Source organism: Thermohalobaculum xanthum, from assembly GCF_016623495.1.
Taxonomy (GTDB): Bacteria; Pseudomonadota; Alphaproteobacteria; order Rhodobacterales; family Rhodobacteraceae; genus Thermohalobaculum; species Thermohalobaculum xanthum.
Genome location: NZ_JAEHHL010000006.1, coordinates 51,389 through 68,522 on the forward strand (window position 1 = coordinate 51,389; position 17,134 = coordinate 68,522).

The following is a 17,134-nucleotide window of genomic DNA, read 5'->3' on the forward strand; positions in this document are numbered from 1 at the left end:
ACCATGCCACCGCTTCCCTCGGAACTCGCCTATGTTCCCTTCGTCTCGGTCGAGCACATGATGGGTCTCGTCCATCACCTTGGCATCGAGCGGGTTCTCATCGACCTTGCCGACGAGATCGAGACCGATTTCAGGCGCTGGGACCTGTTCGACAAGACGCCGCGCGTCGCGTCCCACTCGGACGTCGGGGTGATCGAGCTGATGCCGACCTCGGACGGTGAGACGTACGGCTTCAAATACGTCAATGGCCATCCCAAGAACACGAAAGAGGGATTGCAGACCGTCACCGCCTTCGGCCTGCTCGCCGATGTCAATTCCGGCTACCCCAAGCTCCTGAGCGAAATGACGCTTCTGACCGCGCTGCGGACGGCCGCGACGTCGGCGATGGCCGCGCGGCACCTGGCTCCCGAGGGTGCGCGGACCATGGCAATGATCGGCAATGGCGCCCAGTCCGAGTTCCAGTGCCTCGCCTTCAAGGCGATTTGCGGCATCGACACCGTCCGGCTCTACGATATCGACCCCGCCGCCACGGCGCGCTGCGCCGCCAACCTTGCGGGCAGGGGGCTCACGGTCGTTCCGTGCCGGTCGAGCGAGGAGTCGATGGAGGGCGCCGAGATCATCACGACCTGCACGGCCGACAAGCAATATGCCACGATCCTGACGGACAATATGGTCGGCAGCGGCGTGCACATCAACGCGATCGGCGGCGATTGCCCGGGCAAGACGGAACTGCACCGCGATATCCTGCTGCGCTCGGACATCTTCGTCGAGTATCCGCCCCAGACCCGGATCGAGGGCGAGATCCAGCAGCTGGACGGCGACCATCCCGTCACCGAACTTTGGCAGGTCATCGCCGGCAAGGCCGAGGGGCGCAGAAATGCGCGCCAGATCACGCTGTTCGACAGCGTGGGCTTCGCGATCGAGGACTTCAGCGCGCTTCGCTACGTGCTGAAGGCCATTCAAGGCACGCCCTTCTTCACGCGGCTCGACATGATCGCCGACCCCGACGACCCCCGCGATCTCTTCGGCATGTTCGTTCGCGGCGGTCCCGGCACCAACGCGTAACTGGAAAATCCTATGGCGTGGATCTTGCTCCTTCTGGCCGGTCTGTTCGAGGTCGGCTGGGCCGTCGGCCTGAAATACACCGATGGGTTCAGCCGGTTCTGGCCGACCGTGCTGACCGCCGCATCGATGGTCGTGAGCCTTGCCCTGCTGGGGCTTGCGCTGCGCAGCATCCCGCTGGGAACCGGCTACGCGATCTGGACCGGCATCGGAACCATTGGCACGGTCATCTTCGGCATCGTCTATCTTGCCGAGCCGGCGACCGTGGCGCGCCTTGTCTGCGTGGCGCTCATCCTTGCCGGGATCCTGGGGCTCAAGCTCGTGTCCGGATCCTGAAGCAACCGAGGCCTGGTGCGCGTGACTCGCGCCTCCTCGGGCCAGCGGCATCGAGCCCGCTGGCTCAGGCGGAGGGCGGGCCGGAAATGACGATCAAGACGCGCGACTGCTCACGGCCTCGTAGGCCGAAACGATGTCCATGAGTTCGGTGGTAATCTCGTCCTGGCGTGTCCTGCGCCAGTCGGCGGCGAGATCGTCGAGCCGCTCGTTGATGTTCTTCTCGGCCGCCTGCATCGCACGAAGCCGGGTCGCGTGCTCGGCGGCGAGCGACTCGGCGCCCGCCCGCATCAGCGCGACGAACAGCCGCTCGCGCATCAGCGCCGAGAACACCGCATCCGGCTCTCCCCTGGTCGCTGGCAGGTTGTTCGTGGGCCATGGTTGGGTGGCAAGCGCATCGATCGCGCTTGGATCGATCGGCAGGAGCTGCTCGACGCGTAGCTCGATGCCTTCTCGCTCGGTCGCGACGTTGAAGACCACGCTGACCCGCTCGATACCCCGCCGATTGCGCCAGTCCTCGATCTCGACAATGACCGAGCCGGCGGTGTCGGTCAGCCCCGCCGCCGATCCGGGCTGGAAGAAGATCGTGTCGGGCTCGAGGCCGAGCGCCTCGAGCCGTGCCGCGGCGCGCGCGCCGATCGCGAGGATGCGCTGCGAGCCTTTACCGCTTGCCTGCAACACGAGGCGGGCTGCGGCCTCGGCCACGCCGACGTTGAAGCGCCCGCAGAGGCCGCGATCCGAACCCATCACCACCAGACCGAGGCCCGACCCCGGGCCCGGCTCGGCCGATTGCCGCCAGGCGAACGCCCCGGTCGATAGTGCCGCGCCAAGCGAAAGGTCGACCACGCTCTGGTAGGACCGCAGCCGCCGCGCCGCGTCCTGGTACTGCCGGATCGAGACCGCCGAGAGCGATTTCATCACCCGCACGATCGACTGAAGGTCGCGTGCCCCTTCGATCCGGCCCTGAAGCTCGCCGAGGCTCTGCATCGCGGCTCAGTCCCCCCCGGGCACGTCCTGGATGGCGGCGCGGGCGGCCGACAGGATGGCCTCGCGCTCGCTCGCGCCCACCTTCCCGCCGCTGGCAAAGTGCTCGCCGAGATCGCTGCAATCCTCGCGCACGCGCTTGCGGATCGCCGCCTCGGCCGCACGCACGCGCGACACCGGCACCTCGTCCAGCACGCCCGCGGTCGTCGCGAGAAGGACCGCGATCTGCTCGAGCAGCGGCACGGGCTGGTTCTCGTCCTGCCGCAGCACTTGGCGGACACGCCGGCCGCGCTCGAGCTGGTGGCGGGTGTCCTCGTCGAGGCGGCTGCCGAAGCGGGCAAAGGCCTCGAGCTCCTCGAACTGGGAATAGGCGAGCTTCAGATCCCCCGCGACCGCGCGATAGGCGGGAAGCTGCGCGTCGCCGCCGACGCGCGACACCGAGAGGCCGATGTCGATGGCCGGCATGAGCCCCTTCCGGAACAGCTCGGGCGAGAGATAGATCTGCCCGTCGGTGATCGAGATGAGATTGGTCGGAATATAGGCCGATAGATTGCCCGCCTCGGTCTCGACGATTGGAAGCGCTGTCATCGACCCGCCGCCGAGTTCGTCCCTGAGCTGCGTCGCGCGCTCGAGGAGGCGCGCGTGGACGTAGAAGATGTCGCCCGGGAAGGCCTCGCGCCCCGGTGGGCGGCGCAGCAGCAACGAGAGTTCGCGATAGGCCCGGGCGTGGCGCGTCAGATCGTCATAGACGATGAGCGCGTCCCGTCCGCTCCGCATGAAATGCTCGGCGATCGCCGTCGCGGCATATGGCGCGACGAACTGCAGCCCCGGCGGGTCCTCGCCCGAGGCGACGACGATGATCGTGCGTCCGAGCGCACCATGCTCGCGCAGCCGCTCGGCGACGCGCCGCACCGCCGCGCCGCGCTGGCCGATGGCGCAATAAATGGAGACGACGCCACTGTCGGCCTGGTTCAGGATCGCGTCGATCGCCACGGCCGTCTTGCCGGTCTGCCGGTCGCCGACGATAAGCTCGCGCTGTCCCCGCCCGATCGGGACCGTCGCGTCGACCGCCTTGATCCCGGTCTGGAGTGGTACGTTGACCGGCCGGCGGTCCATGATCTTGGGCGCATCACGCTCGATGGTCTGTCGCCTTCGGCAGCGGATGGGGCCGCCGCCATCGAGGGGACGGCCAAGCGCATCGACGATGCGCCCGAGATAGGCCTCGCCAACAGGGACGTCGACCACGCGACCGGTCCGCCGCGCCTCGGCGCCGACCGTCAGCCCCTCGGACGGGCCGAGAAGGATGAGACCGATCCTTTCTTCCGAGAGGCTCGCCGCGATGCCCATGAGGTCCCCCGGCAAGGCGATCAGTTCATCCGCCACGACGCCGCGCAACCCAGAGACATGTGCGACCGCGTCGCCGACGCTCGTGACGGTGCCAATCTCGCGGACTGCCGGGCCTTTCGGGGTCTGGGCGCTCGCCGTGCTGATGGCCTCGCCGAACCTGCGTGCGAGCGTGCTTAGCCGGTCAGCCATCGCCGGCTGCGCCTTCCCTCGCATCCGAGGCTTGGCCTTTTCCGCCGGCGGCCGTGCCGCCATGCGAGTCGCCGAGGGTCGAGTCCCCCGCGCCACGGCCGCCGTTCGCGTCGTCGTCCTGGGTCTCCCGCGCGTCCTCCGTCGGGAACGCGCTTGCGAGCCGGTCGGCGAACCGGTCGAGATGTGCGTCGAGGGTCCAGTCGAGCGTCTCGCCGCCAGCCTTGAGACGGATGCCGGTGAAATCGTCGCTGGATTCGGGGATGTCGATCTCGACCTCGTCACCCACCGCCTTGCGCACGGCTGCGGTAAGCGTGCCGCGGAGCGCGCCGGACACGTCCGAGCCAAGCGTGATCACGAGACCCTCCCCCCGCCGGACAGCCCCGCGCAGCCGCTCGGCATCCACCTCGTCAAGATCGCCTACCCGTGCTGCGAAGGCCTCGGCCATGCGCTCGGTCAACGTGGTGTCGGCGAGCGCGCGGAGCGCGTCGTCTGCGAGTGTCCTGAACCCCTCGCGCGCTTCTGTGCGCATCGCGGCAAGGAACTCGTTGCGGTCCTCGTCCAGCTCGGCGCGCCAAGCCTCGCGAAGCTCGTCGACCTCGGCGCGGGCCTCTTGTTGCAGCCTGTCCTTCAGTCTGCGGGCCTCCTCCCGCGCCTCCTCGAGGATCTCCTCGCGCCGGGCGTTGAGTTCGGCGCGTTCCTGCTCGAGCTCGCGGGCACGCGCCTCGGCCTGCTCGCGCGTCTCCTCCGCCTCTTCGATCCGCGTGCGGATGGCGTTCTCGCGCCGCTCCATCGCCCGGGTGATCGGCCCGTAAAGGAAGCGGTGCAGGAGCCAAGCCAGCACCAGGAAATTAACGATCTGGGCCGCGACGGTGACCCAATCGATCTGCATTCCGTCAGCCCCCCGCGGCCTGCTGCGTCGCGCCCCAGAACGGGTTGGCGAAGAGCAGGATCATCGAAACAACAAAGCAGTAGATCGCCGTCGACTCGATCATGGCGAGCGAGACGAAGAGGGTCCGCGTGATCGTATTCGCCTCGTCGGGCTGGCGGGCGATTGCATCGAGTGCCTGCGCCGCCGTTCGCGCCTCGCCGAGCGCCGGACCGATCGAGCCGATCGCGATGGTCAGCCCCGCGGTCAGGATCGAGATCGCGGCAATCAGGTCTGCTCCTTCCATCTGGCGTATCCTTTCAGCACGGAGTCTTTCGTTCAGTCGGCGTCTGTGGCGCCTTTGCGGGCGCCGAGGCGCGGGCGGGTCGCCGAGGCGATGTAGACCATGGCGAGAATCGCGAAGATGTAGGCCTGGATCATGCCGGTCAGCAGGCCCAGAAGCTGCATGACGACCGGGAACAGGAACGGCGTGATCGAGATCAGGATGCCGACGATCACTGTCCCACTCATCATGTTGCCGTAGAGACGGATGGCGAGCGCGAGCGTCCTCGACGCTTCGCCGATGACGTTGAAGGGCAGCATGAAAGGCGTCGGCTGGATGTAGTTCCGGAGATAGGCCGTCAGACCGCGCTCGGCGATACCGTAGAGCGGCACAGCGACCAGCACGCAGATCGCGAGTCCTGCCGTCGTCGAGAGCGAGGCGGTCGGCGGGATGTATCCGGGAAGCACCGTCAGTGCGTTGGAAACCGCGATGAAAAGGAAGAGGGTGCCGACAAAGGCCGTGAACCGACCCGGCTCGCTTTCGCTCACCTCGCGGATCTGGCGGCGGATCTCCTCGACCACGACCTCGAGGAAGGCCTGAAGGCGCGAGGGGACGAAGCCTTCGCGTACCTGGAAACGCACGACGAGCGAGATGGCGACCAGGATCGCCATGACGACCCAGGTCCAGAGGATCGTCGCGTTCAGCGCGAAGCCGCCGACCTCGGCGAACACGGTGGCGTCGGGCGAGAACTCCATCAGCGCGGTTCCCCGCGCGGCGCGCCGCGCGCGAGCGCAACCGCCGCCGTCCGGACGAGGACGAAGCCCGCGAGCGCCGCGACCGCATCGATTGCGTCCCCACCCGCCCGGACGAACACCACGCCGGCGAGCGCAAGCAACCCGAGCCGCAGGGCCGCGCCGGCCAGAACCGGCCACGCCGCACCTCGCCGCACCGCGACAGCGACCGAGACCCAGACGAGCCCGAGCCAAAGCACCGCGAGCCCCGCGCCGGAGGCGAGGGCCGCTGCCAAGTTGCTTGCATCCATCTCGGCCTCCCTTGGTCGCCAATGGCGGGATCAGTCCCGCCGCCCCTCGCGGTTCACCCAGTACCAGGCGTTCAGCGCGCCAAGCATCACCCCGGCCACGATCAGTGCCAGGGTCCACGAGAAGCCCTGCGGCGCCGCCTTGTCGAGCCAGAGGCCGAGCGCCACGCCGATCAGCGTCGGCACCGCCACCGCCCAGCCGACCATCCCGAACATGCCAAGACCGAACCAAGCGGCGCGCCGCCCCGTCTCACGTGCACGGACCCGGCGCTCGGCCTGGCGCTCGATCTCGCCGAGCGCCTTGTTCTTCCGCCCCTGGCCGGTCTCGCCCGTCATCAGGAATGTTCCACTTCGAGATCCAGAAAGCGGCGGATAATCCCCGCCTCGAGCCGCGCGACCGCCTGGCGCGCCTGCTGCTCGTGATCGGCGAGGGCGAGGAACTCCTGTTCGACCTTCGCGCGGAGCGTCGCGAGGTCGTCACCGGTGGCGGCCCGGCGCGCGGCGACGCGCACGGTCCTCCCGGTCTTGAGCAGGACGCCGCCATCGAGCGCGACGAAGCCTTCCCGACCGTCCTCGCACTCGAACTGCAGGATGCCGGGCACGAGCGGCGCCGCGACGTCGACATGGCGGGGCAGGAGGCCGAATGACCCGTCGAGGCCGACGGCGACGATGCGCCCGACCGCGCGCTCGAGGACGAGCCGGGCCGGGGTGAAGACGGTGAGCTGCATCGTCTCCTCAGGCATCGGCTCGCTCCGCTGCCTTGGGCTGTATCTCAGTTTGGGCAGGTGGATCCGTGTCCTCGAGATCGTCGATGCCCCCGATCATATAGAAGGCACGCTCGGGACGATCCGAGAACTCGCCATCGAGAATGCGCTCGGCGCCGTCAATGGTCGCGTCGAGATCGACGAGCCGGCCGTCGTGACCCGTGAACTTGGATGTCACGAAGAAGGGCTGGGTCAGGTAGCGCTCGAGCCGCCGCGCCTTTGAGACAGTCGCGCGGTCGTCCTCCGAGAGTTCCTCGAGGCCGAGCATCGCGATGATGTCCTTCAGTTCCTCGTATTCCGCCAGCACGCTTCTGACCGCGCTCGCCACCTGGTAGTGCCGCTCGCCGACGATCCGGGGCGTGAGCATCTTCGAGGCGGATTGCAGGGGGTCGATCGCCGGGTAAAGGCCCTGGCTTGCGCGCTTGCGCGACAGCACGATCGAGGCCGACAGATGTGCGAAGGTATGCGTCGCCGCCGGGTCGGTGAAATCATCGGCCGGGACGTAGACGGCCTGGATCGAGGTGATCGAGCCCGATGCGGTGTTGCAAATCCGCTCCTCGAGCCCGGCGAGTTCAGTCGCGAGCGTGGGCTGGTAGCCGACGCGCGAGGGGATGCGTCCCAGCATCGCCGAAACCTCGGCCCCTGCCTGGACGAAACGGAAGATGTTGTCGATGAGAACCAGGACGTCGCGGTTCATGACGTCACGGATGTGCTCGGCGATCGTCAGCGCCGAGTGCCCGACGCGAAAGCGGACGCCCGGTGCCTCGTTCATCTGGCCGAAGACGAGGACGGCGTTCGCCAGAACCTCGGCCTCCTTCATCTGGCGGTGCAATTCCTCCGCCTCGCGCGAGCGCTCGCCGATGCCGCAGAACAGGCTCGCGCCGGAGTAGGCGGCGACCATGTTGCGGATCAGTTCCATGATGAGCACGGTCTTGCCGACACCGGCGCCGCCGAAGAGCCCGGCCTTGCCGCCACGCTCTACCGGAGCGAGCAGGTCGATCGCCTTGATGCCGGTGCGAAAGACCTCCTCGCCGATGCGACGCTTCGAAAGGGGCACGGGCGTGGGGTAGATCGACTTCCACTCTACGTCGCCGAGCGCGCCGAGATCGTCGATCGGGTTCCCGAACATGTCGAGCATGCGCCCGAAGACGCCTTCGCCCACGGGCATCATGAGCGGCCGGCCCGTTGCCCGCACGGGCATGCCCAACGCGACCGGCTGGCGGTGGTCGAGGATCAGTCCACGCACTCGCCCCGGGCCGATGATGCTCGCCACCTCGATCAACGTCGGCGGGTTCTCGCCGGCTTCGAGCGTGGTGCCAGCGTGCGGCACCTCGCCTTGGAGCTCAACCTCGACAACGCTTCCTTCGACCGCAGTGACGCGGCCGCGGGTCTCTCGGGTCTGTTTCCTCGCGGCGATCTCGCTTTCTCCCGATCGGCTCGACCCGCCCGTCCGGCGGGTCGATGCGAGGACTGTGACCGACTTTCCGCAAACAGGAATTGACCTTGCTCAAAGTCCGACGACATCAGATCGTCGGCGCACGAGCTCGTGAAGGATGCCGCGCATTCAAATGGCCGGTGTCAGGGCCATCTGCGGACGGTCAGTGAGCAGCGCCCGGCCATGCCCTCGAACACATCGCTCTGGGTAAACCTCGCCCCGGCGTCAGCCAGTTTCCGGCGAGAGGCAAAATGGATGGCTTGAGGGGCGTCCGCGACCCCCTCATGCAGTCGATGCAAGCATCGTTGCGATCGGGCTTCCCTGCGGGATCGGCTTGTCGAGGCGGTCGTGGAACACCTCGTTATAGAGATGCAGTGCGACGGTCCTGTGGGTCGTCAGGTCTTCGATCGTGAGCCCCGGATCGAAGAGCCTGTAGGCGTGGAAGAAAGCAAGTGGATAGAACACGTCGCTGTGTGCGGCATGGGACAGAAGCTCGTGTTCGCGAAGGTACCATGTCAGCGCGTCCGGGCCGGTCGTGCCGAAGGGCAGATGCGCCAGGGTCGCGCGTCCTATCAGGCTCTGCAGCCGCCATTTTCGCCGCCGGGCGGCCGGCTGCCACGGGGGCAGGAAAGGGTGCGTGTCCTTGAGCGCGCAGAGCCGCGCGAGGACGGGGCAGTCGGGCGGCAGCTTGAGAACGGCATTGTTGACCGAGTCGTCCGTCTGCCAGCCGAAGATGTAGTCGGCATCCTCGATCGGCCTGAGGCAATAGACGTCGCAGTCCACATAGAGCCCGTGACCCCGGCGCAGCAGTTCATAGCGCAGAAGGTCGACGAACGGCGCGAGGCTGCCGGTCTTGCGGTGCCGGAACATCCTGCTCTGCGGCAGCAACTCGCCCGCGTCGAGAAGCTCGATCCCCTGCGGCACGTCGGAGGGGGGCTCATAGACATGCAGAAACACCCGATGCCCGTGCCGCAGGAAGGACTTGAGGCAGGCCGCGTGCACCGGACCAAGCCGCGGACCGACCCAGATTGCATTGATCGCCGCGAGGGTCATCTCTTCACGTTCTCTGTGCTCGACGCGGCGTCAATTGACGGCACGGCGTATCCGAAGTGCGCGATCTCGCGGCTGAAAAGTTTCGCGATCCGTGCATTCTGCGCCGGCGTCAGCCCGACGGTCGTGTCCGAGCTCTTGCGGATTCCCGATTTCGCGCGGGGCAGTTTGCCGTCGTAGTCGATCCCAAGATCGGCGCAGAGCGAGGCGAACTCCTCGTTCAACCTTTCGTAGCGCAGAATGCGATCCACCGCGATCCGGTCGTCGATGGTGTAGACCGGCCAGTTGGACCACCAGTGAATGTTCGGGTTCATTCCCCCGTCCTCGCCACTCTCTATCAGGTCGAGAAGATGGTCGATGTCGATCGGGTGCCCTTCCATGTGTTCCATGAAACGCCAGTACGAGATGAAGCGGTCCCACGGGTCGCGCTCCACGCAGAACTTCGTGTAGGTTTGCCAGACCCGCGGGCCAACGACCCGCAAGACCTCGGCCGCGGTCATATGCTGATGAACGGCGAAGGGCCGCCAGCCGAGCATCTTCTTCATCCTCAGCTTGGTCCACCGCTCGAGCGAAGGAAATCGCGTCGTGGTGTGCATCGTCGTCAGGAAAGGGCGGCGGATCTGCTCGAGCTCTTCCGAGCTGAAGATCACGTCCCGCGGGCCCAGCTTATCCGACAGCCAGATCTCGAGCGACGTGCCGGCGGTCTTGCGGGTCTTGAGAAAGATGAACCTGTGACGGTGCGAGATGATAGTCATGGCCGCCTCGGGATTCCCTCGAACCTTCCGTCCGCACACCAGGCGGGCCCCGGCGCCACGCCAAAGCCCTGCCGGAATACCCGTCGAGACGCCGATGGGAAAGACGTTATGGCAACACCGTTCGGCGCGCACTAAACTCGCGCGCAACGTTGCCACACCTGCCCCTTCGGACCGGCCGCGTGCCGGCCCCAAACGGCGGTCGAATCAGCACATGCAGGGAAGTATGACGATCATCGATGAAATCCGCCGCCATGACCCGAACTTCACGGCGGAGGTGATCTTCGACGTAGGGGCCAATCTCGGTGAAACGGTCGAGGAGTTCCGTGCCGCCTTCCCGCAGGCCCGGATCTTCGCCTTCGAGCCGGCGGAGAGCAGTTTCGCCGAGCTTTCGCAGCGTCATGGCGGCGACGCGAGCACGCATCTGTCGCAGGTCGCGCTCGATATCGCACCCGGACGGTCGGCCTTCTCGGACGCCAAGAAGTCCAAGGGCAACGCCCTGATCTCGCTTGGGCTGGCGGCGAAGAATGCCAAGCTGGTAACGGTCGCGACCGGCGATGCGTTCTGCAAGGAGCGCGGGATCGATCGCATCGACCTGCTGAAGATCGACACCGAGGGTTACGATCTTCGGGTCGTGATGGGCTTCACCGAGATGCTGCGCAGCCGGGCGATCGGATATTTGCAGGTCGAATGCACCACGACGCTGGACAATCATTTCCACGTCCACCTCGAACGGTTCATCCACGCGCTGCATCCGTTCGGTTACCGGCTGTTCGCTTTGACGGAGCCCGTGCGCCATTGCTGGGCGACCAACCAGCCGCTTAACGGCATCTGGTATGCAAACGCCGTGTTCGTGCCGGAAGTGCCGGATGCCAAGCTGCGCAAGGATGGCATCAACTGAACGGCGCCCCATCATTTCTCGCGAGGTTCCCGATCGCGGTATGCCCGCAGATGAGGGCGAGTGCCGAGCCTGACACGGTGACAAGGGGCGGAATCGGCCCGGGCAGGGGTCATGCGTGGTAATGCACCCATACCCGCCGGGCAGCGTCCGACAGGGTGAGACCTGACGAGCGCCGGGCCGCGCTTCAGCGCAGCACGGCCCGGCGCTCTCGGCTCAGTCTGGCTCGAGGGGTGTCCATTCCTCGCCGAGGTCATAGGCTTGGATGGCGCTGGCGGTCTCGATCGTGTTGTCGCCGAGGTCCGCCTCGTAGATGATGCCGTTTTCGCCGACCAGGAAGGTCATGATGCCGGTCTGGCCATAGTCCGACGGGAATGCCAGCATCGCGTGTCCCGCCACCATGTTGCCGTTCACCATGTAGTCGAACGCCCCGCCCGGCGCATTCTCGCCCTGCTTCTGCAGCAGCTCGAAGTAATAGCCGAGATAGGGTTCGGGCTCGCGCGCCTCTCCGTCGATCACGTAGCCCTGCGCCGCGGCCTCGGCCACGGCATCACCGATCGGGCTTTCCGGCGCGCCATCCTCGGGCGGCCAGTAGAGCCCGTCGCGGGTGCCGGGCGTCGAGATGATGTGAGCGGCGAACTCCATCACGCCATCGTTGTCGTAATCGGTCTGCCGGAAGCGGGCCTGGACCTTCACATACGCGCGCAGCGCCTCGATGACGTCGAGTTCGTTGCGGCCGATGCGCCGCTCCAGCATCTCCTCGCGGCCCGCCTCGACGTCGAACGTCCATCCGGCTTCACCCTTGGTCAGGCGGATGGGGAAAGGCCACTGCTCGCGCCCGATATAGAGGGTGGCCGAGCCGTCCTCGGCGACCGAGACGCGGTTCATCTCGTTATAGGCCGCGAGGAAGTCGTCTCGGTCCTCGCTGTCGCGTTCCGGGTCGCCCGCGACGATCACGTCCTCGTTCTCGGGACCGAAGACTTCCAGCAGCGCATCGCGATCATGGGCTTCGAGGGCCGAGATCACGGCGGCCACCGCGGCCTCGGGCGTCTCGAAGGCCTTTGGAGAGGCGAGGGCGGGGCTCCAGGCGAGGACGAGGCCGGCGGCCCCGGCAAGGGCGAAAAGGGTCTTGGTCATGATCTATTCTCCGTGACTGGCACGCCGCGCGGGAAGGTCGTTCCCGCGGGCGCGGCAGCGAATGAACTGTCCGAGCGACCAGGCCGGTGCGCGCGCGTCGGGGGCGCCGGCCCGGTCATCCTGTGCTGCGTGGGCGTGAGGCGAGATGATCACCGCCGTTTCCCTTTCCCGCCTCCGCGGCTCTTGCCGCCCCGGGCCTTGCCAGCGCGGGCCTTGTTGCCGCCGCCCCTGTTCCCGAAGGCCGAGGACTTGCCGCCGCCTTTCCGTTTAGCCGCAGCCTTGCCGCCGCCGCCGCCGCCGCGCTGGATGCTCTTGCCGCCGCCCGACTTCCGGTTTCCGACATTGGCCCGGGACGTACTCGCCTTGCCGCGGTTCTGGGCCTTCTTGGCGCTGGTGAGATTGCCCTTCCTGGACAGTGCCGATTGTTGTCCGCCGGACTTCCGGTTGGCGAGTTTGCCGCCGTCCCTGTTCTGGGACAGATTGCCCGCTGTGGCCCGGCCCCCGCCCTTGCCGGCCTTGAGTTTTTCGAGGCCCTCGCGTCCGCCGCCCTTGGCGTCGAGTTTCTGCTTCAGCTGCGCCCGGTCCCGGTCCCGGGCGTCGACGCGCGGCCTGTCGCCCCGATTGCCGTCGCCGCGGCGGTCGGCGATGTTGTTCTTCGCCCGGTCGCGCCGCCGATCGTCGGGCTTCCAGTTGCCGTCCCGGTCGATGTCGACCCGGTTGCCGATCACGTTGTTGCGGTTGAAGTCGATGTCGATGTCGTTGCCGACGCCGCCCCAGGGGTAGGGCCGGACGTAGCCGCCGCCGCCCCAGCCGACGGGCCGGTAGCCCGGGCCCCAATAGCCGTACCAGTCGTCGTCGTTGTCGAATATCTCGTTGACCAGCATGCCGGCCCCGAAGGCGAGCAGGCCCGTTGTCACCAGCGAGCCGGTCGAGAACCCGTCGCTGGTGGACTCGACCACCACCGGTGCCGATGTCGCCTGGGTCGTATAGACCGCCTGGCTGTCATAGGTCGGCACGTAGACGACCTCGGGGTTCGTCGGGGCGATGGTGATGTTGTCGCCCTCGACGGTGACGGTCTGCGCCTCGTTCGAAGGGAGGTTGCCCATGGCATCGGCCTGGGCGCGCATGCGTTGCACCGCCTCGAGCACGCCATCGCTTTGCGTCAGCATCGCGTCGCCAAGAAGTTCGGTCTGGTCGATGTCCGTCGACATCGAGGTGATGACCGTGGGGAAACCCGCAGCTAGGACGGATACGCTGGGGTCCCAGCCTTCGCCGTCCGCGGCATCGGCGCGCTGCTCTTCGGGCAACTCGGCGTTGTCCTCGACCCAGCGGCCCGCCTTCACCACGTCGAGCGGGTAGGTCGAAGCCACGAGAACCTGCGCAAGGAGTGCGTCCGGGTAGAGCGCGACCGGGGCCACGAGGCCGTCGAGTTCCTCCTCGCTCAGAAGGGATGCGTCGTCGAGGTCCTCGTCCGTCGCTGCGGGCTCGTCAGTGGTAGCCTGCGCGGCGGAAGGATCCTCGGGTGCGGGATCGGCCGCGGTCGATGTGTCCTGCGCGAGCGCCCGCGGCGGCTCCAGCGCTACGAGCGAGAGCGCCAGAAGCGCCGCTCCTCCCAACGCAAGTGATCGGCGGTGGTCTCGATCCATCCTGTTCCTCCTGCAATTGCCGGTGCGGCCCGTCCAGTGGCAGCCCGCGCATTTTGTCCGCCGCTCGATCGCCTTTGATGCTGGTCGCAAATCCCGCCAAAGAACTGTTCTTCCGATTCGCCAGCCAAATCTGAAAATCGGGCGCCAGGCTGAATCGGTTGTCGTCGCGTGAGCATGGTGCCTGCACTCGGCCCCGATGGCGAGCCTTTCGTCGGGCCGGTGTCACCTGCGAGATCAAGGGTTTCGGCACGGGGCGTGGAAGCAGTGAGGCCGTGATCGAGAGCGCCGCCCGTTACGCCAGCAGCAAGATCACCATCCCCGCAGCCTGAGATCCGGCGCCAAGCCGAGGTTGCGGCTTTCCCACAGGGCAGGGCTCACCGAGTTGGCCGACCGGCACGTCGCTGCAGTGACCAGGACCCCCTTGCCTGCCTCGAGTTGACGTCATGTAACTCGACCTGTCGCTTTCCAGACATAAGTGTCCAATATTCGCTTGACATCGGCCCGTCACAAATGCCTCGCTCCGTCTCGGAACGCATTCCTTGGAGGAGACGAGACATGTTCCTGAAGCGCGCACTCTTGGCCGGGGCGGTTCTCGCATTTGCCGGTCTGTCGTCGGCCATGGCCGAAACCACCCTGAAGCTCGCAACCGATTCTGGCGCCAAGGGATCTCCGTCCGGCGATGCGCTCGATCGCTGGGCCGCACTGATCGAGGAAGGCACCAACGGCGAGGTGCAGGTCGACGTCTTCTACCAGAACGAACTGGGCAGCCAGGCCGAGGTCTTCGATCTCCTGATCGCCGGCGACGTGGACATGATGATCAACTGGCCGATCACCGCGTATGACGAGCGGTTGGGAGTGCTGTTCACCCCCTACATGGTTACCAGCTGGGAGGAGGCGCTCGAGGCCTACAAGCCCGGCGGCTGGGTCAACGAGATGCTCGTCGGGATCTATGCGGACCTTGGTCTCAAGTTCTTCGGCCCCTGGCCCGAAGGCTTCAACGGTATCGCGTCCAAGGGCAAGTATGCCATGACGGTCGAGGAAGCCGCTGACCTGAAGATCCGCGTGCCGGCCATGTTCCCGATGGCTGAATCCGTTCAGGCGCTCGGCTACCAGACGGCCACCATCGACTGGAGCGAGGTCTTCACCGCGATCCAGACCGGGGTCGTCGACGGTGACGGCGCCAACATCATCTACTGGGATTACGAGTACTTCCGCGACACGCTCGACTACTACAACCAGACCAAGCAGCAGTTCGTCACCGGGATCATGACGATGAACGCCGGCTCGTGGGAAGGGTTGAGCCCGGAGCAGCAAGAGGTCGTGGCGAATGCCGCCGTGACCGTCATGGAAGAGGCCTTCCGCGATGCCAGGGCGCGCGACGAGGGATATATCGAACTCGCCAAGAAAGCCGGCATGACCTACCTCGAGCCCTCGGACGAGGAACTGCGCGGCATGGCCGAATCCGTGCGCGCACAGGTCTGGCCGCTGATGGAGGAGCGGATCGGCTCCGAGATCATGGACACGATCCGCGCCAATGCCAGCAAGCTCTGAAACGCGAACCACCTCGGAGCGGATCGGAGGGATCATCGCGCGCGTGCTCGACACGCTCGCGGTGATCTCCACCGTGGCGGTGACCGGGCTGATGATGTTCCTGGTCATCGCCCGTTACGTTCTCGGGCTCTCGGTGGTCGGGCTGCTGGAACTGATCATGCTCGCGGCCGTCGCGCTCTACATGACGGGCGCGCTGATCGCCTCGCGCAAGCGCGAGCACCTGACCGTGGACTGGCTCGCCGGCATCATCGAAGCCCCTGGCAAGAAGGCGACGCATGACGCCCTGATCGCCGCGCTCACGCTGGTCGTCACGGGGTTCTTCGTCGTCTGGGCCTACTGGATGTTCTCGTGGGGGCTGGAGCGCCCGCAGGTGACGCCGGCGTACAGGATTCCCCTGATCATTCCGCAGCTTGCAATCGGAATGGCGGCGCTGGGGTGCTTCTGCTACGCGCTGCGCGACCTGATCGACGCGGTCAAGCGGATGAGGGCGCGGTAATGCTGGGACTGTTTGCGCTGCTTCTGCTGATGCTTCTCATGGCGATCGGACTCCCGGTCGCGTGGTCTTTCGCGGGCGTTCTCGCGTACCTCACCATCGTCTACGACGTGAACCTCAATACCCTCATGCTTCAGGGGTTCAGGTCACTCAATTCGGTGGTCCTGGTGGCGCTGCCGCTGTTCATCCTGACCGGCTACCTGATGCAGTCCGGCGGCATCGCGCGGCGGATCGTCGACTTCGTTGGCCGGATCGCGACGGGTCGCGGCGGCATGGGGACGGCGATGGTTCTCGCCTCCAGCATCTTCGGCGCCATCTCGGGAACGGCCACTGCGGCCATCGCATCGATCGGTTCGATCATGACCGATCCGCTGGTTCAGCGCGGCTACCCCCGTGGCCGGATCGCGGCGCTGCTGGGCATCTCGTCGCTCCTCGGGATCCTGATCCCGCCGTCGATCACCATGATCCTCTTCGCCGTCGTCACACGCCAATCGGTCGCCGCCTGTTTTGCGGCGACGATCGGACCGGCGGCGCTGCTGATCGTGGGGCTCATTCTCTACAATCGATTCCTGGTCGGTCGCGCGTTCGAGGAGCGCGACATCGACGTCGGCGAGCGCGAGGGCTTCGGGCGCGTGACCGTCAAGGCCTTGCCGGCGCTCTCGCTGCCCCTGATCATCCTCGGAGGCATCTACGGCGGTGTCTTCACCCCGACCGAGGCGGCCGCGGTGGCTGCGGTCGCGGCCCTGATCGTCGGTGGGCTGATCTATCGCGAATACACCTGGCGGACGCTCGGCCGCAGTGTCGTCCAGGCGGCCGAGACGACCGGCTCGATCATCCTGATCCTGCTGTTTTCGTTCATGATCTCGCGGATCATGGCGTTCGAGCGCGTGCCCCAGGACCTCACGGAAGCGATCCAGACGATCGCAAGCTCGCCGATCAGCGCCCTTCTGATCGTGAACCTCGTGCTGATCATCGCGGGCGCGCTGATGGACGACATCTCGGTCACCGTCGTCGTCGCACCCCTGTTCCTGCCGGTGATGGTCGCCAACGGGGTCGATCCGGTCCACTTTGCTGCCATCGTGGCCTGTTCGGTCGTCATCGGCGCCAACAGCCCACCCGTCGCGCCAACGCTGTTCCTGTCGTGCAAGATATGCCGGGCTCCGATACTGGCGGCGGTGGCGCCGGCACTGGGCCTGATCTTCTTCGTCGCGCTGCCGGTCATGCTGGTCACGACCTTCTGGCCTGCACTGTCGCTTGCCATTCCGCGCGCGTTCGGCCTCATGTGAACGCTTGCGTCGAGGTCGTG

At 66.6% G+C, this 17,134-nt stretch carries 19 protein-coding genes; 6 read left to right on the top strand and 13 right to left on the bottom strand.

Going from position 1 to position 17,134, the window contains the following annotated elements:
* Positions 1-3 precede the first annotated feature (3 nt).
* A complete protein-coding gene (locus H0I76_RS10040; RefSeq protein ID WP_200609739.1) occupies positions 4-1,065 on the top strand; it encodes an ornithine cyclodeaminase in 1,062 nt (353 codons plus the stop codon).
* 12 nt (positions 1,066-1,077) lie between these two features.
* Positions 1,078-1,398 carry a quaternary ammonium compound efflux SMR transporter SugE gene (sugE, locus tag H0I76_RS10045; protein WP_200609740.1) on the top strand — a complete coding sequence of 107 codons (321 nt, stop codon included), beginning with the start codon at positions 1,078-1,080 and terminating at the stop codon, positions 1,396-1,398.
* A 93-nt stretch (positions 1,399-1,491) separates the two neighbouring features.
* Here sugE and H0I76_RS10050 read toward each other — a convergent pair whose 3' ends face one another.
* From H0I76_RS10050 to H0I76_RS10100, 11 genes are all read right to left on the bottom strand, one after another.
* Positions 1,492-2,382: a F0F1 ATP synthase subunit gamma gene (locus H0I76_RS10050; protein ID WP_200609741.1), complete on the bottom strand. Its 891-nt coding sequence runs from the start codon at positions 2,380-2,382 to the stop codon at positions 1,492-1,494.
* A gap of 6 nt (positions 2,383-2,388) precedes the next feature.
* Entirely contained in the window at positions 2,389-3,915 is a 1,527-nt protein-coding gene (locus H0I76_RS10055) for an alternate F1F0 ATPase, F1 subunit alpha (RefSeq protein WP_200609742.1), read from the bottom strand.
* A complete protein-coding gene (locus tag H0I76_RS10060) occupies positions 3,908-4,804 on the bottom strand; it encodes a F0F1 ATP synthase subunit B family protein (protein WP_200609743.1) in 897 nt (298 codons plus the stop codon). The genes H0I76_RS10055 and H0I76_RS10060 overlap by 8 nt, the downstream gene beginning before the upstream one ends.
* A gap of 4 nt (positions 4,805-4,808) precedes the next feature.
* Positions 4,809-5,087, bottom strand: a complete 279-nt coding sequence (locus H0I76_RS10065) for a F0F1 ATP synthase subunit C (protein ID WP_200609744.1) — start codon at positions 5,085-5,087, stop codon at positions 4,809-4,811.
* 32 nt (positions 5,088-5,119) lie between these two features.
* Positions 5,120-5,818 (bottom strand): F0F1 ATP synthase subunit A, encoded by a 699-nt coding sequence (locus tag H0I76_RS10070; protein WP_200609745.1) that lies wholly within the window; start codon positions 5,816-5,818, stop codon positions 5,120-5,122.
* Complete coding sequence (locus H0I76_RS10075; RefSeq protein WP_200609746.1) at positions 5,818-6,105, bottom strand: hypothetical protein; 288 nt, start codon at positions 6,103-6,105, stop codon at positions 5,818-5,820. The genes H0I76_RS10070 and H0I76_RS10075 overlap by 1 nt, the downstream gene beginning before the upstream one ends.
* Positions 6,106-6,135: 30 nt before the next feature.
* A complete protein-coding gene (locus H0I76_RS10080; protein ID WP_200609747.1) occupies positions 6,136-6,438 on the bottom strand; it encodes an AtpZ/AtpI family protein in 303 nt (100 codons plus the stop codon).
* Positions 6,438-6,845: a F0F1 ATP synthase subunit epsilon gene (locus tag H0I76_RS10085; protein ID WP_200609748.1), complete on the bottom strand. Its 408-nt coding sequence runs from the start codon at positions 6,843-6,845 to the stop codon at positions 6,438-6,440. The genes H0I76_RS10080 and H0I76_RS10085 overlap by 1 nt, the downstream gene beginning before the upstream one ends.
* Positions 6,838-8,283 (bottom strand): F0F1 ATP synthase subunit beta, encoded by a 1,446-nt coding sequence (gene atpD / locus H0I76_RS10090; protein WP_200610052.1) that lies wholly within the window; start codon positions 8,281-8,283, stop codon positions 6,838-6,840. Before atpD ends, H0I76_RS10085 begins: the two co-directional genes overlap by 8 nt.
* Positions 8,284-8,583: 300 nt before the next feature.
* The gene (locus tag H0I76_RS10095; RefSeq protein WP_200609749.1) at positions 8,584-9,354 is read right to left on the bottom strand and encodes a glycosyltransferase family 32 protein; all 771 of its coding nucleotides are present in this window, start codon (positions 9,352-9,354) and stop codon (positions 8,584-8,586) included.
* Positions 9,351-10,106: a sulfotransferase family 2 domain-containing protein gene (locus H0I76_RS10100; RefSeq protein ID WP_200609750.1), complete on the bottom strand. Its 756-nt coding sequence runs from the start codon at positions 10,104-10,106 to the stop codon at positions 9,351-9,353. Before H0I76_RS10100 ends, H0I76_RS10095 begins: the two co-directional genes overlap by 4 nt.
* On the opposite strand from H0I76_RS10100, the gene H0I76_RS10105 reads away from it, so the two are divergent.
* Entirely contained in the window at positions 10,105-11,004 is a 900-nt protein-coding gene (locus H0I76_RS10105) for an FkbM family methyltransferase (protein WP_200609751.1), read from the top strand. The two genes, H0I76_RS10100 and H0I76_RS10105, sit on opposite strands and share 2 nt — an antisense overlap.
* Before the next feature lie 213 nt (positions 11,005-11,217).
* Here H0I76_RS10105 and H0I76_RS10110 read toward each other — a convergent pair whose 3' ends face one another.
* Together H0I76_RS10110 and H0I76_RS10115 are read right to left on the bottom strand one after the other, a co-directional pair.
* Positions 11,218-12,138 carry a DUF2950 domain-containing protein gene (locus H0I76_RS10110; RefSeq protein WP_200609752.1) on the bottom strand — a complete coding sequence of 307 codons (921 nt, stop codon included), beginning with the start codon at positions 12,136-12,138 and terminating at the stop codon, positions 11,218-11,220.
* Positions 12,139-12,287: 149 nt separating this feature from the next.
* Positions 12,288-13,784 (bottom strand): DUF3300 domain-containing protein, encoded by a 1,497-nt coding sequence (locus H0I76_RS10115; protein ID WP_200609753.1) that lies wholly within the window; start codon positions 13,782-13,784, stop codon positions 12,288-12,290.
* 555 nt (positions 13,785-14,339) lie between these two features.
* Here H0I76_RS10115 and dctP point away from each other — a divergent pair.
* The 3 genes from dctP to H0I76_RS10130 are packed head-to-tail and all read left to right on the top strand — an operon-like array spanning position 14,340 to position 17,114.
* Entirely contained in the window at positions 14,340-15,335 is a 996-nt protein-coding gene (gene dctP / locus H0I76_RS10120) for a TRAP transporter substrate-binding protein DctP (protein WP_200609754.1), read from the top strand.
* Positions 15,319-15,831 carry a TRAP transporter small permease gene (locus H0I76_RS10125; protein WP_234455249.1) on the top strand — a complete coding sequence of 171 codons (513 nt, stop codon included), beginning with the start codon at positions 15,319-15,321 and terminating at the stop codon, positions 15,829-15,831. The genes dctP and H0I76_RS10125 overlap by 17 nt, the downstream gene beginning before the upstream one ends.
* Positions 15,831-17,114, top strand: coding sequence for a TRAP transporter large permease (locus H0I76_RS10130; RefSeq protein ID WP_200609755.1), 1,284 nt, complete (start codon positions 15,831-15,833; stop codon positions 17,112-17,114). The genes H0I76_RS10125 and H0I76_RS10130 overlap by 1 nt, the downstream gene beginning before the upstream one ends.
* Positions 17,115-17,134 lie beyond the last annotated feature (20 nt).

Excerpts from the sequence above, each read along its gene's own strand:
- H0I76_RS10075 (WP_200609746.1), bottom strand. The coding sequence starts at position 6,105 with ATGGATGCAAGCAACTTGGCAGCGGCCCTCGCCTCCGGCGCGGGGCTC.
- H0I76_RS10125 (WP_234455249.1), top strand. The coding sequence starts at position 15,319 with ATGCCAGCAAGCTCTGAAACGCGAACCACCTCGGAGCGGATCGGAGGG.
- H0I76_RS10085 (WP_200609748.1), bottom strand. The coding sequence starts at position 6,845 with ATGCCTGAGGAGACGATGCAGCTCACCGTCTTCACCCCGGCCCGGCTC.
- H0I76_RS10050 (WP_200609741.1), bottom strand. The coding sequence starts at position 2,382 with ATGCAGAGCCTCGGCGAGCTTCAGGGCCGGATCGAAGGGGCACGCGAC.
- H0I76_RS10065 (WP_200609744.1), bottom strand. The coding sequence starts at position 5,087 with ATGGAAGGAGCAGACCTGATTGCCGCGATCTCGATCCTGACCGCGGGG.
- H0I76_RS10130 (WP_200609755.1), top strand. The coding sequence starts at position 15,831 with ATGCTGGGACTGTTTGCGCTGCTTCTGCTGATGCTTCTCATGGCGATC.
- H0I76_RS10055 (WP_200609742.1), bottom strand. The coding sequence starts at position 3,915 with ATGGCTGACCGGCTAAGCACGCTCGCACGCAGGTTCGGCGAGGCCATC.
- H0I76_RS10080 (WP_200609747.1), bottom strand. The coding sequence starts at position 6,438 with ATGACGGGCGAGACCGGCCAGGGGCGGAAGAACAAGGCGCTCGGCGAG.
- H0I76_RS10095 (WP_200609749.1), bottom strand. The coding sequence starts at position 9,354 with ATGACCCTCGCGGCGATCAATGCAATCTGGGTCGGTCCGCGGCTTGGT.
- H0I76_RS10060 (WP_200609743.1), bottom strand. The coding sequence starts at position 4,804 with ATGCAGATCGATTGGGTCACCGTCGCGGCCCAGATCGTTAATTTCCTG.
- H0I76_RS10070 (WP_200609745.1), bottom strand. The coding sequence starts at position 5,818 with ATGGAGTTCTCGCCCGACGCCACCGTGTTCGCCGAGGTCGGCGGCTTC.
- H0I76_RS10110 (WP_200609752.1), bottom strand. The coding sequence starts at position 12,138 with ATGACCAAGACCCTTTTCGCCCTTGCCGGGGCCGCCGGCCTCGTCCTC.
- sugE (WP_200609740.1), top strand. The coding sequence starts at position 1,078 with ATGGCGTGGATCTTGCTCCTTCTGGCCGGTCTGTTCGAGGTCGGCTGG.
- H0I76_RS10105 (WP_200609751.1), top strand. The coding sequence starts at position 10,105 with ATGGCCGCCTCGGGATTCCCTCGAACCTTCCGTCCGCACACCAGGCGG.
- H0I76_RS10040 (WP_200609739.1), top strand. The coding sequence starts at position 4 with ATGCCACCGCTTCCCTCGGAACTCGCCTATGTTCCCTTCGTCTCGGTC.
- H0I76_RS10115 (WP_200609753.1), bottom strand. The coding sequence starts at position 13,784 with ATGGATCGAGACCACCGCCGATCACTTGCGTTGGGAGGAGCGGCGCTT.
- dctP (WP_200609754.1), top strand. The coding sequence starts at position 14,340 with ATGTTCCTGAAGCGCGCACTCTTGGCCGGGGCGGTTCTCGCATTTGCC.
- H0I76_RS10100 (WP_200609750.1), bottom strand. The coding sequence starts at position 10,106 with ATGACTATCATCTCGCACCGTCACAGGTTCATCTTTCTCAAGACCCGC.